This is a genomic window from Peptoniphilus sp. (assembly GCF_022767005.1).
Taxonomy (GTDB): Bacteria; Bacillota; Clostridia; order Tissierellales; family Peptoniphilaceae; genus Peptoniphilus_A.
This window is the reverse complement of sequence record NZ_JALEOV010000006.1, coordinates 1-14,158: the sequence shown is the minus strand read 5'-3', so window position 1 is coordinate 14,158 and position 14,158 is coordinate 1. Positions and strand designations below refer to the sequence as shown.

Below are 14,158 nucleotides of genomic sequence, written 5' to 3'. Positions count from 1 at the left end.
TATTATACACTAGAAATTTCCTTTGTAAAATTACAATTACATTACATAAATTTAGTGCGTGATATCGTTTTGAAATATTTATGTAATATTGATTTTGCTTTAGTTATTTTTAGTTATAATAGAAAGGGTCTTGCGACCGTATGTAAAATTATAACAAAAGGGCTGTTTTTTTGCAATTTATTTTTTGTCGTGAGGCATTTTGCCCGTTTTGTTAAATATTTTCTTCTTTTATTTTTTTATTTTATTTTGCATTGCATAAAAAAAAGATACCTTAAGGTACCTTTTTGATTTTAAATTATCTTCTGCCAAGTTCTCCGTCGTAGATGTATAATCCTGCCCAACTTTCATTGATTCTTTCAAGTCTTTCGATTATTCCTCTGAAATTATCTTCTTCTTCAACTTGTTCGTCAACATACCATTGTAGGAGTGATGTTACTCTGTGGTCATTTTCTTCTACTGCCAAGTCTACAAGTTCGTTAATTCTTCTTGTTACTTCTTGCTCGTGTTCATAAGCTGTCTTAAAAGTTTCTGTGAAGTTTCCAAATTCTACTTGAGGTTTTTCAATTCCTTCAAGCTCTGGTCTTACTCCTATTTCAAATAAGAATTTTCTTAATTTTTCTGCGTGTACAAATTCCTCTTCTGCTTGTTTGTTGAAGAAGTGAGCAAATCCGTCCATGCCCTTGTCTTTCATGTAGTTTGCCATTGAATAGTAAATATATCCTGATGATATTTCAAAATTATATTGTTCGTTTATTTTTTTTATTAGTTTACTTTCCATAATTAAAACCTCCCATGATTTTTTATTTTACGCTTTTGTTTTAAAGCTATATTACTCATGTTTTTATATTACCCTTATTTGTATTTTTTAAAACAACTAATTAGAAATTCCCAAATTATCTATTGATATTTTTGCATTTCCGTTAAATTGAAATTCAATTTTATTTATTTCATCTAAATTTAACTCGCCATTTTTCTTTTTGAAATCTTCCATTGGTATTAAAACTGTTTGAGGGCTGTATCTATTTACATAATCACCTATGAGATAATCTGTCTTGTAAATAAAAGATTTTGTCATTGGCGTTAAGTTTTTATATTTTGATAAATTTAGCGAAGCGGCATTTCCCCAAGTATCTTGAATTTCTATATCCACTGAATCTGAATTGTCTATAACGTTTAAATTTTCCATGTCAAATTGCAAAAATTTTCCCACTTGTATTTTTTCTGTAAATCTTATCCCATAACTTGAGCCTTCTTTGCCATCTAAAAAAACTGCTGTTGTATTAGAATCACTTTCACCATATTCGTGGCTGTCTTCATATATGTCATTTAAATTGTCAAAATTTATTATTCCGCTCTTTATTGATGTTGTGGTCAAATCATAGTCTTCTTCAAAATCTGCGATTTTCATAAAGGTTGAATCCATATATCTATTGTAGTAATTTGTCTTTGGCAAGTCGCCGTAATCTTTTGAACCTTCTCTAAAGATTTCTCTGTTGTAACTTTTTTCAAAGGCGTTTTCTAAAAAACTTAGAGTATATATAGAAAGAATTTCTCTTTGGTCATCTCCGTCTAAAAGTTCTTTTCGATTTAAGAAAAAACCCTCAGCTGGGTCTATGTCGTAGTCGCCCCAAAGTGAATTAAAGTTGCCATGATTTGCATAGCCTAGATATACTGCCGCTTTAAATTTGTCCTTTTCTCCTGAAAAAAATACATTGTCGTAGAGCAACATCCCTTCAAAGCCATCTACGTCAGCATCGTCGCTGCCGCCGATTGTAAGATAATCTACGTCTTTTAAAACTATGCTCTTGTCTGATGGTTCGTATTGGTCGTAAGTTGGAGAAACTGTGATTATACTCTTGATATTAAAATTATATCTGTGGGAAATATTTCCATCGTCTGGGTGAAAATTTAGTTGGTTAAAATTATAGGCGATTGCTGCCGCTTCTCCGCCACGAGAATGTCCAAGTAGTGCGATGTTTTGCGGATCAAATCTATTGTATAGCAGGCTATCTTTTGTTTTATTTCTCGACAAAATATTTTTTATGTTTTCAAGTAAGAGGACTGCTCTTGCGTCATTTTCGTTGGAAAGTCCAAACTTAAAAAATCCATTTAACATATTTTGGTCCACAGATACTACTGCAATACCCCTCTCTGCGAGGTAATGTCCCAGATAATCGTAGCCTAAATAATTTTTGGTTGTAAATCTGTGATTGCCATGGACTACAAATAAAAGTGGTGCTCTCGCCAAATCTTTTGGCGCATAAATTCTGCCCTTAACTTCTGTTTCTTTTAAAGTTTTACCAAAAAACTTATCTCTAACTTTTTTTGTGTTGCCGCTATAATTTACGAAATCACGCAAATTTATGGGGTGTCCTTCATAATCTATTACTTCAACTTTATATTTTGCAGGTTTTGATGCAATTTTATTTTTTTCGCCATTTAATTCATAGACTTCTCTGCTGTCAAATCCTGGAAAAAACATAAAGTAAAGGGATGCAAGGATTATAATTGTGCTTGGCATTAAAAATAATAGTGCTTTTTTCTTTTTATTTTTTGTAAAACTAATTAGGGACTTTGAAAAGGCAAGAATCACTAAAAAAGCTACTGCAATAAATATTATTTCAAAGTGCTCTAGGTCCACATAGTATAGACATTGGTTGTAAAAATATTTTATTCCCCAAATTAATATTGCATATAAAGCAAGATTTTTCGTCCTAATTCTTTTTAATAGGACAAATATAATTTTAAGTAAAAATTCTGCTAAGTTGTAAAAAACAAAAAATAAAGAAGCAAATATTATAAAGGCTAGTGCCTTTGGTATGTTAAAGTCTTCTATGTAGTAATAGAAAAACATCGCTGAAAATAAAGACATTATAGCAATGACTATAAGTCTAAACCCTCTTGCTCTTCCAAAATGTTTTTTGAAAAAATTATTTATTTTGTTTGATATTTTTATTAAAAAATTATTTATTTTCATAATAATAGGATAAGCATCGCTTATCCTTAATCCCTCTCTAATTCTACAAGTTCACTTTCGTCGTATTCTTCTACATTAAGTGATACTGATTCATTTATAAAAGTTTTGTTAAACTCGCGAGTTCGTTTTATTTCATCGAGTTCTAAATAGGTTGTTTCTTTTTCGTCTTCAAATTCATACATAACTTTCACAAGTTCTTGTATTGTGTAAGTGGAAACTACTGTCGCCTTGCCTCTACTTGTCTTTACAATTTCGCCTGCTCTTGGCATTTTCTTGTTAATACATTCGTAACCTTCTTGTTCGTATTTTAGGCAACACATAAGCCTGCCGCAAATTCCAGAAATTTTGGTAGGGTTCAAACTTAAATTTTGGTCCTTTGCCATTTTTATTGAAACTGGCGAAAATTCGCTTAAAAATGTGGAACAACAAGTTGGTCTGCCACAGCATCCAAGTCCACCTACGAATTTTGCTTGGTCACGAACTCCAATTTGTCTAAGTTCAATTCTGGTTTTAAAAATTGAGGCGAGATCTCTTACTAATTCTCTAAAGTCCACTCTGCCCTCTGATGTGAAGTAAAACAATAATTTTGAGCGATCAAAGGTATATTCGCAGGAAATTAATTTCATATCGAGTCCATGTTCTGCTACCTTTTGCTCACAAATTATAATTGCTTCTTTTGCTTTATTTCTATTTTCCACATTGATATTTTTATCTTCTTGATTTGCAACTCGTATTACGGGTTTAAGTTCGCCCTTAATACTTTCTTCTTCTACTTCTTTTAAAAGTTTTACTGCGCCAAATTCAAGTCCACGCACAGTTTCTACTATTACATAATCGCCAATTTTTAAATCTATATCAATGGGATCAAAATAATAGATTTTGCCAGTTCTTTTAAATCTAACTCCAGCTATTTCTATCATCTAATTCCCCCTAATTCAATTAAAAGTGTTTCTACATTTAAGTCAAAATTTATATTCTTCTCTTGACGCTCAAGTGCCTTTATAATTGCGTCATAGGATTTTATTACTTGCGATACACTGACGTCTTCTAATTTTAATAAATCTATTTTGTCTATGTTTGCAATTTTTTCTTCGCTACCATTTTTTATATATATTAAGTCCATATACCATGTGAGCATAAAGTTCAAAATATTTTCAAAGTCTTCTTTATTGTCCTTGAAAAAATTTATCTCGTCAAAAATAAATTCTGTCTTTCTTATAATTTTGTCAATTAATTTTATTACATCTTCTCTCTTGGACAGAAGTTCAGGATCTTCGTAATATCTAAGGGCAAGGCTCACACTCCCATTGGAAAGTCGTGAAAAAAGTTTTGCATTTTTCTCTGTAATATTTTTTTTAATCAAAAAGTCTTCTATCCTATCTCTTGTAACATCAGCAAATTTTAAAATCCTACACCTTGATATGATTGTGGGAAGAATTTTTTTTATGGTGCTTGATATTAATATTAAAATCAAATAGTCCTCAGGTTCTTCCAAGGTTTTTAAAAGTGCATTTTGTCCTTCTACTGTAACTTTGTCAAAATCGTCTATGATTACAATTTTGTGGCTACTGTTATAGGGTTTTGAGAAAGAATTTTCGATTATTTCTTCGATTTCTTCTTTTTTTATTATACTTTTGCCCTTTACTATAAAAAGGTCGGAGTCTTCATATTCTTTTATTCCGCTAAAAAATCTAAGGGCTTCGCTATTGTCCTTTAATATTGCTCTTGCAAAATTTTTCGCATGAGAAAACTTTCCTATTCCCTTTGAGCCGCAAAAAAGATAGGCGTGGCTATAAGATTTGTTTTGTAAATCTCTTTCTAAGCTATTTATTATTTCTGAATTTTCTAAAAACATTAAATTCTCTTTGAATCTTCCAAGTCAACTACAAATATTGTGGCTCCAGAAACTTTGAAGTCCCCTTCTTTAATGTGAATGTCTTCGGGTTCAGTTAGTTCTTTAAAAATTGCATAAATCCTATCGAGTTCGCTTTCTTCACAACCCAACAAAAGCGTGGTATTCCCTGATTTGAAGAAACCGCCTGTTGAACTTAGCCTTGTAACATATATGTCTTCGTCTAAAAATTTATCTATTAGTGCATCTGTGTATTTCTCTTGCACTATTGCTATAATCATTTTCATAATATCACCTAAAACTTTTTAAAATCAAATACATCGACTACAAAAATTGTCGCTCCGCCAACTTTTACGCTTATTGGCACTGGAATCATAGCTTGACCTGGAATATTAATTGGTTGGATAGTTCTTTTTACTTCTCTTGTCTTTGAATTTTCTTCTAAAATTTTCATAAACTTATCCTTGTCTTCGTCGTCAATCCCTGAAATAATTGTAACATTACCAGATTTTAAAAATCCGCCAGTGGAGCTTACTTTTGTAACTTTAAAATTATTCTTGTTAAGAGTTTTTATTAAATTTTCGCTATCTTCATCTTGAACTATTGCGATTACAAGTTTCACACAACCATCCTCTCTTTTAGAACTTTCATGCAGTCGCAAAAAACTTCTTCTATACTTTTATTTACATCTATAAAATAATAATTATCCTCTTTTTCTAAATTGTTGTAGTAGTCGCGAACTTTTTTGTGAAATTCGTCGGGTTCTCTCTCTAATCTGTCATAGCAGGATTTGTCTTTTCTGTGAAGAGTTACTCCGCTACTTCTAAATATAAATACAATGTCGGGTTTTATCTTTCCCGTTGCAAAATTATTTATGCTTAAAATGTCTTCTAGTTTTTGTCCCCTTGCGTATCCTTGATAAGCTAGGGATGAAAGGACATATCTTTCGCAGAGAACTGTAATTCCGCTTTTTAAGGCGGGAATTATTTTTTCGTAAGTGTGTTGGGCTCGTGATGCAGAATATAAAAGTGCCTCTGTCCTCATGTCCATTTCACTTAAATCTTTGTCTAAAATAATTTCTCTTATTTTTTCAGAAATTCTAGTGCCGCCTGGTTCTCTAGTCTTTATTGTTTTTACTTTGTTCTTTAAAAGTTCTTCATAAATTAAATTGCAAATTGTTGATTTTCCGGACCCGTCTGGCCCTTCAAATGTAATAAATGCGCTCATTTAACTACCTCAATTTTATCTTCGTGAAGTCCTATTATTTCAATTCCTTCGTTTAAATATCTGTCTATACTTTCTATAATTTTTTGGTCAATGACCTCGCCAAAACTCACTAGTGGTACTCCTGGTGGATAGGCTGCTATTATCTCTTTAGAAATTCTGCCCTTTGCTTCTTTATATGAAAGGTATTCGCCTCTCGCTAAAAATGCTTCCCTTGGCATCATCTTTCTCTTTGGAATTTCAAATTTTAGTGGCAAAATCTCTTTAAAGTCATTGTTATCGTAACTTAAAATTGCATCTCTTAATTTTTCTATTTCACCTTTAGAATTTATTGGAGAAATTAGGGCAAGGGCGTAGTATAAATCGCCCATTTCAAGTCTAATGTTTTTGTTTTTTAAAAAGTCTTTTAGGATTTCTTCGCCGCTCATATTTCCAATTCTAAATAAAAATTTCATTGGGTCTACTTTTATTATAGAGTCGTGGCTTAAATCTAAATTATAATTTATTTCTCTTTTTAGGCTCTCAATATCTTCTATTCTATTTTTTATCTCCAATCTTCCAACTTCGTCCATGTATTTTAATCCCGCTTCAATGGAAAGCATAAATAAATAGGATGGCGAAGTGCTGTTATAAATATTTATAAATTTTAAAAGTTCATCGTGAAAAAATCTATCTGTACCTCTGTGAATTAGTGCAGTCTGTGTAAGCGAAGGTATCATCTTGTGCGTTGAATTTACAACTAAGTCAGCGCCTGCATCTATTGCAGAATATTTTTTTAAGTCTGAAAAGTATAAATGTGCTCCATGGGCTTCGTCTACAATCACTGCGATATTATTGTCCTGCAAAATTTTTATTATTTCTTTTAATTTTAAAATTCCGCCAAAATAATTTGGACTTACAAGAACGCAAGCTTTGATATTATTTTTTTTGATTTTATCCCTTAGTTCTTCTTGGTCTATTCCAAAATACATGGCACGCTTTTCGTCGTAAATTGTATTTAAGTAAATTGGGTCTAAATCATTTAAAATAAGGGCGTTGTAAATGGACTTATGTGCATTTCTCTGTATTAAAATTTTATCTCCAGGAGATGTAGCCATAGAAATTGCAATGTGAAGTGCTCCAGTAGAACCATTTGTCGTCATAAAGGATTCTTTTGAGCCAAATAATTTTTTTATCTCTAAGTGCAAGTCCCTTATTGCTCCCTTTGGATTTAGGAGATTATCTGTGTCTAATATCTCTGTCAAATCACTTTTTATGTTCAAGTCAAAAAAGTCTTTGCCCTTGTGGCCTGGCATGCCAAAAGAGATTGCATCTTTAATTTTGTCGATTTCATTTTTTAAAGGGCTTTTCATCTTTTCTCCTCAACTTCCCTTAATTATACTATAATTTTTAATCATTTAAAAGTTAGCCCTTTTTATAAAAATCTCCTTTAATGGAAACTTCGCCACTTGAAAGGGTAATTTTTTCTTCTCCAGTGTCTACTATTAAATTGCCCTTTTCGTTTATGTCGATTCCCCTTGCGGAATATTTTTTGCCATTTAATTCAAAGGATAGTTCTTTTCCAATTACTAGTGAATGTTTTTTGTAATAATCTATGACTTCTTCGTCTTTCTTTTTATAATTATTTTCATAAAAGGCGTTTAAGATGCTAGATAAAATTTCATTTCTTATGGCATCAGTTTCGATGTAGCCTGCAATGTCCTTTAAATCTTCGAAACTATCGTCTTTTGGTTTGTTTACATTTATTCCTATTCCAACAATTACTGATTTGACGCTTCTTGATTCAAAATCTGCATCGAGTTCTGACAAAATGCCACAAATCTTTTTTCCCTTCAAAAATAAATCATTGACCCATTTTATTTGAGGTTCTTTGCCCGTAGATTCTTTTATCCCTTGAAGAGCGGAAACTGCTGCTTTAACTGTAATTAAATCAAAGAAGGAAAAATCAAAAAATTCCTTTGGATGTAAAATTATGCTAAAGTAAATTCCACTTCCCTTTGGCGATTCAAAAGTTTTGCCCGTCCTTCCACGGCCTCCCTTTTGCATATCTGATACAATTACAGTAAAATCCTTGACATCGCTGGAATATAATCTTCGCTTTGCTTCGGTGTTAGTTGAATCAATTTCATCAAATACAATTATATCTATGTCCTTTAATTCTTCACGAAGTCCCTTTCTTATTCCTTCTTCAGATAATTTGTCGTCTGTCCCCAAAAGTTTGTAGCCAAGTTTCGTTTGGGATTCAATTTGAAATCCACTTTTCTTTAAATTATTTATTGCCTTCCAAATTGCTGTCCTTGAAATATTTAATTTTTCTGCCAATTCTTGACCAGAAATATAATTTGCTCTGTTTTTTTCTAATTCTCTTAATACAATATCCTTAGTTTTCAATATATCACCTTCTTGACATTTTTATAAATCTACTGTAAAATAACTTACTAGGCTATGGAGAGATGTCCGAGTGGCTGAAGGAGCCCGCCTGGAAAGCGAGTATACATGAAAATGTATCGGGGGTTCGAATCCCCCTCTCTCCGCCATCGCCATGCTAAGCGGGAAATTAGCGATGTCCTGTACCTGCAATTCGCTACAGCAGGGCCGAATTCCCTATTTAGGATTTTAATTTTATCGCCTGCCCCATATAAGTGGTGTTGATGATTGGGTCCTGCGCAACAGAAACTTATGAACCGTGTCAGATCTTGATCGAAGCAGCACTAAGTAAGATCTTTTGTGTGCCGCAAGGGTCGCCTAATTTGAGCTAACTGTATGGGTAACGGATGAGGTTAACTTTCGACATAGGGTGCATGGCTACATATTAGTCCCATTTATTTGGGACTTTTTTTATTTTCCTTTTTAGTTTTGATACATTTAAGATTTCTCTATCCTTTAAAACATTCTTTTCTCTCAAATATTTTTCACTTCTTGAATAAAATTCTCTCTTTGAATTTGTTACATAAAAATAATCTCTTATGTAATTTTCCTTTTTATATTCATAATCCTCTAAAATAGCATCTGTATTTGAAAAAACTTCTATTCCATTAAAATATTTTTTGAAAAAATCCTTCTTCAGATGAAGTCCACTTGACGCCAAAAAAATTAAATCGTAGTCAGTAAAATCAAAATCTTGAAAATATTCCACACAAATTTTTTTTACAATTTCATCTGCTATCCCATCATTTGAGGCATTTATAAGGAGCGGTACATTTAGGTACTTTACATAAGACTTTGTGAAATTATCTAAAGTTTTTTCTTCTGAAGTAAGTTTTGATGAAAGGCATAAGATTTTTCTGTCGATAAATTTATTTTTTAGAGATTTTTCTCCAAATTCTGCATTTTTAAAATCTTTAAAATAATTTATGGCGTCAAAATCCATTACATAAACCTTTTTGTCCTTTTTAAAAAATTTTTTTATATATTCAATTCTCTCATTTACAGCGTCCCTTTTGTAAAGCCCATAGTATTCAAACTTGTCGTCAATATAATAATTTAAAAAGTCACGATGTTCTTGGTATAGACCTACAATGCCAGGTCCTGTGTCAAAAACTGCCAAAGCCTTCACCTACTCTCACTTTATATGTATATCTGTAAATTTTACTAAAATAAAAATATGCCTCTTCTAAAGATTTTTTGTCTTCAAATATTCCAAAGATGGTAGCACCGCTTCCACTCATTAGTGCCGCAGAGTTAAATTCAATTAATTTATTTTTAATCTCCAATAAATCTCTGTGCATATTAAAAACTACATCTTCCATTTTATTTCTTAGAAAAAAATTTAGTTTATCAATGTCTAATTTATAAATTGCATCTAAAATTTTGTGAAAATCAATTCGCTCATCATCTATCTTTATTTTGTTGTAGACGTCCTTTGTTGAAACGCCATAACCTGGATTTATGATTAATATATTTTCAAGATATATTGGTCTTATATCTTCTAAAATATCGCCAATGCCGCTGGCAATTTTTGTTCCACCAGTCATCATATATGTAAAATCTGCTCCAAGACTTTTTGACATCTCTATTAGCTCGTCTTTAGAAAAATTTAAGTCATATAATTCGTTTAAGGCGTAAAAAGTAGCTGCACCATTGGATGTGCCGCCAGCAAGCCCTGCTGCGATTGGAATTTTTTTATTTATCTCAATTTTAAAGGGGATGTCATATCCAACTTTACTTTTTAAGGTTTCGTAAGCTTTGTAAATTAAATTGTCTTTTATATCAAAGTTAAAATCAGGTAATATTTCTACTTTATTGCTTTTTGAAAAACTCATCTCATCGTAAAGATCTGTCATTACCATTAGAGTTTTTATGTCGTGGTATCCATTTTCCCTTTTGCCAATTATGTCTAGTGATAAATTTAACTTTGCATGGGCATTCTTTTTAATCATAATACACCTCAAATTAATTATAATTCATAATTTATTTTTTTGCATCAATGTATATTAAGGCTTTTTGCTTTATTTAGATTTTATTATAAAATTTAATCTTCCTTTAAAATTTTCCCATAAATTTAGACAAAAAAATAAGCTGCCTAAGCAGCTAATATTTTATGAAATCATCTTTGCGTCTTTATAACTTACATCTTCGTCTAAAACTGTAACTTTTACAGTTGATGTAAGTACGTCAGAATATGTGTAACTTGCAGTTACAAGTTCTTCTCCGTTAAAAACTTCAAGTACAAAAAGACTTGGATAAGTTGCCTTTAAAACACCTTTGCGAGTGACAATTTTTTTTCTGCCCTTATTGGCTCTTACAATAACTTTCTTTCCTATATGATTTTCAAGTTCTTTCTTGATTAATTGCATTTGATTCATTTGATATCCATTCCTTCCAAAGACTTTTAATACTAGTTCATTATACTATAAAAATTTAATTCTGTCAAATAAATCTATAATTTTACTCCATATAGTTTTTTTTGTCAATAAAATTTTACCATAATTTTTAAATATTTTTCACAAAGTTTTATCTTTGCCCTAATATTTTTTATCCAAAGATTATTCCACAAAAAATTTTTTATTTTTTATTCAAAAAGCCCTAGGAACTTGCATTTTGTTAAATAAGTCTAGATTTTTCAAGCCAACTATTGTATAATTATGTATTGTTATTAAGTGGATTGGAGGTATTGATGCAAAAAAACAAAAAAGTCATTCTCGGAATGAGTGGCGGCGTGGATTCGTCTGTGTCTGCAATTCTCTTAAAAGAAGCTGGCTATGATGTTACAGCTGTTTTTATGAGAAACTGGGCTGAAGATGACGGAATGTGCACGGCAAGAGAAGATTACATTGATGTAGTTTCTGTCTGTTCACAACTTGACATAAAATACTTTACTGTCAATTTTGAAAAAGAATATAGAGATAGAGTTTTTTCTTACTTCCTTAGCGAATACAAAAAGGGCAGAACTCCCAATCCAGATGTAATGTGCAATACTGAGATTAAGTTCAAGGCATTCCTCGACTATGCAATGGATTTTGATGCTGATTATATTGCAATGGGCCATTATGCTAGGACAAAAAATGTCAATGGTAAAACTTATCTTTTAAAGGGAGCCGATCCTAATAAGGATCAGTCTTATTTTTTGTCAAGGGTTAGGTCTGATGCACTTGCAAAGACTCTCTTCCCCGTTGGCGATTTAACCAAAGATGAGGTAAGGCACATTGCAAAAAAATATAATCTCTCCACTGCTTCAAAAAAGGATTCTACTGGAATTTGTTTTATTGGCGAAAGAGATTTTAATGAATTTTTAGACCAATTTCTTTTTACTAAGCCTGGCAAAATTGTGGACGAAAAGGGCAATGTAATTGGAGAACATTCTGGTCTTATGCACTACACAATTGGTCAAAGACGTGGAATTGGCATAGGTGGCGTTGGAAGTGGTGAACCCTTCTTCGTTGCCGACAAAGATTTGAAAAATAATCTTTTAATTGTCGCACAGGGAATTAATAATCCAGCTCTCTATAAGGATGAATTTGAAGTTGAAGATATTTTTTGGATTACAGAAATTCCTTCTCTTCCCATTGATTTATCTGTTAAAATAAGATATAGGGCAAGCGATGAAGATGCGACCCTTGAAAATAATAATGGTAAATATGTTGTTAAACTGAAAAAATCACTTAAAGGTGTTACACCTGGTCAAGTATGTGTTTTTTATCAAGGTGATGTATGCCTTGGTTCAGGTATTATAAAATAAATTTTGGAGGTATATATGAAATTAGTTTTAAACAAAAGAGATGCAAAGGGTAAAAACAAGGTTGATAAACTTAGAACTAAGGGTGAAATTCCTGGAGTTCTTTATTCAAAGGGAGAGGAAGCAAAATTAGTATCTGGCCTTGAAAAAGATTTACTTAAAGCTTTTTCTGAAGAAGGATATTCAAATATTTTTGAAATCGAAGTTGACGGAGAAACTATTTCCGTTCTTTTTAAGGAAGTTCAAATGCACCACATTAAAAATGCAATGGTTCACTTTGACCTATTTGAAGTTGATATGAACACTGAGCTTACTGTTGAAGTTCCTGTTATTCTTGAAGGTAGAGATGAAGTTAAGGTTCAACCATCTTCATTAATCCAAGTATTAAACGAAGTACAAGTAACTTGTCTTCCAAAATACCTTCCTTCTGAAGCTGTTGTAAATGTTGTTGAAATGCAAATTGGCGATGTTAAAACTGTTGCTGACCTTGACATCTATGGCGACGAAAATATTAAAATCGACATCGACGCTGAAGAAACTGTTGCAACTCTTGTTGAACCAACAGAAGAAAAAGAACCTGAAGAAGGAGAAGAAGAAGTTTCTGCAGAAGTTCCTACTGTTGCTGAAACTGAAGAAAAAGCTGAATAATAGTTTGTATTTTAAAAGGGCTCTTGGAGCCCTTATTTTTTTGTCAATTTTTAATTTTGATTTTTATATTTTTGCTCTATAAAAATTTTAAAACTCCTCTTGGATCCTCTGAAATATTAGCAGTATATTTTTCTAACATATCTCTGGAACCAGTGCCACATAGGACGCCTAATTTTATGGTGTCCCTTCCAAAAATCATATCCACCTTTGAATCTCCAACGACAATTATTTCATCGTCTTTAAGAGAATATTTTTTCTTAAAAATTTCTAGGCTTTCTTTACTTGGTTTCTTTTTATATAAATCTGCTGCGGCATAAAAATCAATAAATTTATCAAGTTCCAAATACTCCATAGAAAATTTCGCCTGCCTATAATTATCAGAAGTGAAAAGTCCAATAAGAATCCCCCTGCCTTTTAAGTCAGCAAATAAACTTTTTAGGTCGCAAGTTTCCTTTATTTCCTCTTTATTCTTTTTTAAAAATTCTAGTAGAAAATCGTCAATATCTTTATAAATTTTCTCTGCACTTTCCTCCATGTATTCCAAAAAAATAATCGCCAAATCCTTTATAGTTTCGGATGAAAGAATAGAGTTTTCTTCTACTTCATTATTTTCCACTATGCCAATCTTTTTAAAAAGTTTTTTCTTTGAATCTTCGCTTAAATTTTTTCCCTTTAAAAATTCTACAATTGAATCCACCCAAATTTCAGAAAATTTAAGTAGCGTCCCATCTTTATCAAATAAAATTGCCTTAATCATAATAATCATTAAATTCCTTTCAGTTTTTATCCCCTTATATTATATTTAATTCTATATGAATTTTTTTATTGTGAAAAGTGTTTATGGCAATTTTATTTTAGTTCATCATGCTTTTAGCCTTTTTATGAGTTTATATTTTAAAAAATTTTATTTATTTTCAAGCCATTCTTTCATAGTCCTCATAACTTTTCTAAGTTCTTCTTCATTAATTACATAGGGAACCAGGGAGTAAATATACTTTATAAAGGGTCTAGCAAAAACTCCTCTTTCATAGGCAAACTCTTGGAAACCTTCAATGTCCCTTCCATCTTTAACTTCAATACATACGCAGCCACCCATTACTCTTACATCTTCTATTTTTTCATGAGTAAAGCCTTCCATTTCTTCTCTTTCAATTTCTCCTATTCTCTTAATCTTATCCATAAGTTTTTCTTCTTCAAAAATTTCTATTGCACAAAGTGAAACAGCACAAGCAAGAGGATTCCCCATAAAAGTAGGACTGTGCATAAGAGCGTGAGTTGGATC

Annotated in this window: 16 protein-coding genes, 1 tRNA gene and 1 other RNA gene; 4 read left to right on the top strand and 14 right to left on the bottom strand. The window is 31.6% G+C overall.

Features of this window, described 5'->3' with window-relative positions:
* Positions 1–295: 295 nt before the first annotated feature.
* The 9 genes from MR285_RS00385 to MR285_RS00345 all read right to left on the bottom strand — a co-directional run bounded on the left by MR285_RS00385 (position 296) and on the right by MR285_RS00345 (position 8,444).
* Entirely contained in the window at positions 296–778 is a 483-nt protein-coding gene (locus tag MR285_RS00385; RefSeq protein ID WP_293557139.1) for a ferritin, read from the bottom strand.
* 96 nt (positions 779–874) lie between these two features.
* On the bottom strand, positions 875–2,977 hold the full coding sequence (locus MR285_RS00380) for an MFS transporter (RefSeq protein ID WP_293557138.1): 2,103 nt from the start codon (positions 2,975–2,977) through the stop codon (positions 875–877).
* A 26-nt stretch (positions 2,978–3,003) separates the two neighbouring features.
* Entirely contained in the window at positions 3,004–3,897 is an 894-nt protein-coding gene (locus MR285_RS00375) for a stage 0 sporulation family protein (protein WP_293557137.1), read from the bottom strand.
* Complete coding sequence (locus MR285_RS00370; RefSeq protein WP_293557136.1) at positions 3,894–4,832, bottom strand: AAA family ATPase; 939 nt, start codon at positions 4,830–4,832, stop codon at positions 3,894–3,896. Before MR285_RS00370 ends, MR285_RS00375 begins: the two co-directional genes overlap by 4 nt.
* Positions 4,832–5,116: a cyclic-di-AMP receptor gene (locus tag MR285_RS00365; RefSeq protein ID WP_293557135.1), complete on the bottom strand. Its 285-nt coding sequence runs from the start codon at positions 5,114–5,116 to the stop codon at positions 4,832–4,834. Before MR285_RS00365 ends, MR285_RS00370 begins: the two co-directional genes overlap by 1 nt.
* Positions 5,117–5,124: 8 nt before the next feature.
* Positions 5,125–5,451 carry a cyclic-di-AMP receptor gene (locus MR285_RS00360; RefSeq protein WP_293557134.1) on the bottom strand — a complete coding sequence of 109 codons (327 nt, stop codon included), beginning with the start codon at positions 5,449–5,451 and terminating at the stop codon, positions 5,125–5,127.
* On the bottom strand, positions 5,448–6,056 hold the full coding sequence (gene tmk, locus MR285_RS00355) for a dTMP kinase (protein ID WP_293557133.1): 609 nt from the start codon (positions 6,054–6,056) through the stop codon (positions 5,448–5,450). Before tmk ends, MR285_RS00360 begins: the two co-directional genes overlap by 4 nt.
* Positions 6,053–7,405, bottom strand: a complete 1,353-nt coding sequence (locus MR285_RS00350) for an aminotransferase class I/II-fold pyridoxal phosphate-dependent enzyme (protein WP_293557132.1) — start codon at positions 7,403–7,405, stop codon at positions 6,053–6,055. The genes tmk and MR285_RS00350 overlap by 4 nt, the downstream gene beginning before the upstream one ends.
* A gap of 52 nt (positions 7,406–7,457) precedes the next feature.
* Positions 7,458–8,444, bottom strand: coding sequence for a biotin--[acetyl-CoA-carboxylase] ligase (locus MR285_RS00345; RefSeq protein WP_293557131.1), 987 nt, complete (start codon positions 8,442–8,444; stop codon positions 7,458–7,460).
* A gap of 56 nt (positions 8,445–8,500) precedes the next feature.
* Here MR285_RS00345 and MR285_RS00340 point away from each other — a divergent pair.
* Together MR285_RS00340 and ffs are read left to right on the top strand one after the other, a co-directional pair.
* A tRNA-Ser gene (locus MR285_RS00340) sits at positions 8,501–8,590 on the top strand.
* A 3-nt stretch (positions 8,591–8,593) separates the two neighbouring features.
* Positions 8,594–8,858: signal recognition particle sRNA large type (gene ffs, locus MR285_RS00335), an RNA gene on the top strand.
* A gap of 7 nt (positions 8,859–8,865) precedes the next feature.
* Here the strand turns inward: ffs and MR285_RS00330 are convergent.
* From MR285_RS00330 to MR285_RS00320, 3 genes are all read right to left on the bottom strand, one after another.
* Positions 8,866–9,600 (bottom strand): hypothetical protein, encoded by a 735-nt coding sequence (locus MR285_RS00330; protein WP_293557130.1) that lies wholly within the window; start codon positions 9,598–9,600, stop codon positions 8,866–8,868.
* Positions 9,587–10,432: a 4-(cytidine 5'-diphospho)-2-C-methyl-D-erythritol kinase gene (gene ispE / locus MR285_RS00325; RefSeq protein WP_293557129.1), complete on the bottom strand. Its 846-nt coding sequence runs from the start codon at positions 10,430–10,432 to the stop codon at positions 9,587–9,589. The genes MR285_RS00330 and ispE overlap by 14 nt, the downstream gene beginning before the upstream one ends.
* A 159-nt stretch (positions 10,433–10,591) precedes the next feature.
* Entirely contained in the window at positions 10,592–10,858 is a 267-nt protein-coding gene (locus MR285_RS00320) for a Veg family protein (protein ID WP_293557128.1), read from the bottom strand.
* Between the two features lie 311 nt (positions 10,859–11,169).
* On the opposite strand from MR285_RS00320, the gene mnmA reads away from it, so the two are divergent.
* Together mnmA and MR285_RS00310 are read left to right on the top strand one after the other, a co-directional pair.
* Positions 11,170–12,231 carry a tRNA 2-thiouridine(34) synthase MnmA gene (mnmA, locus tag MR285_RS00315; protein ID WP_293557127.1) on the top strand — a complete coding sequence of 354 codons (1,062 nt, stop codon included), beginning with the start codon at positions 11,170–11,172 and terminating at the stop codon, positions 12,229–12,231.
* Between the two features lie 15 nt (positions 12,232–12,246).
* Positions 12,247–12,876, top strand: coding sequence for a 50S ribosomal protein L25 (locus MR285_RS00310; RefSeq protein ID WP_293557126.1), 630 nt, complete (start codon positions 12,247–12,249; stop codon positions 12,874–12,876).
* A gap of 76 nt (positions 12,877–12,952) precedes the next feature.
* On the opposite strand, the gene MR285_RS00305 is transcribed toward MR285_RS00310, so the two are convergent.
* The gene (locus MR285_RS00305) at positions 12,953–13,642 is read right to left on the bottom strand and encodes an HAD-IA family hydrolase (RefSeq protein ID WP_293557125.1); all 690 of its coding nucleotides are present in this window, start codon (positions 13,640–13,642) and stop codon (positions 12,953–12,955) included.
* Between the two features lie 138 nt (positions 13,643–13,780).
* Positions 13,781–14,158: aminotransferase class III-fold pyridoxal phosphate-dependent enzyme (locus MR285_RS00300; RefSeq protein WP_293557124.1), on the bottom strand; the 378-nt coding region annotated here is incomplete at its 5' end.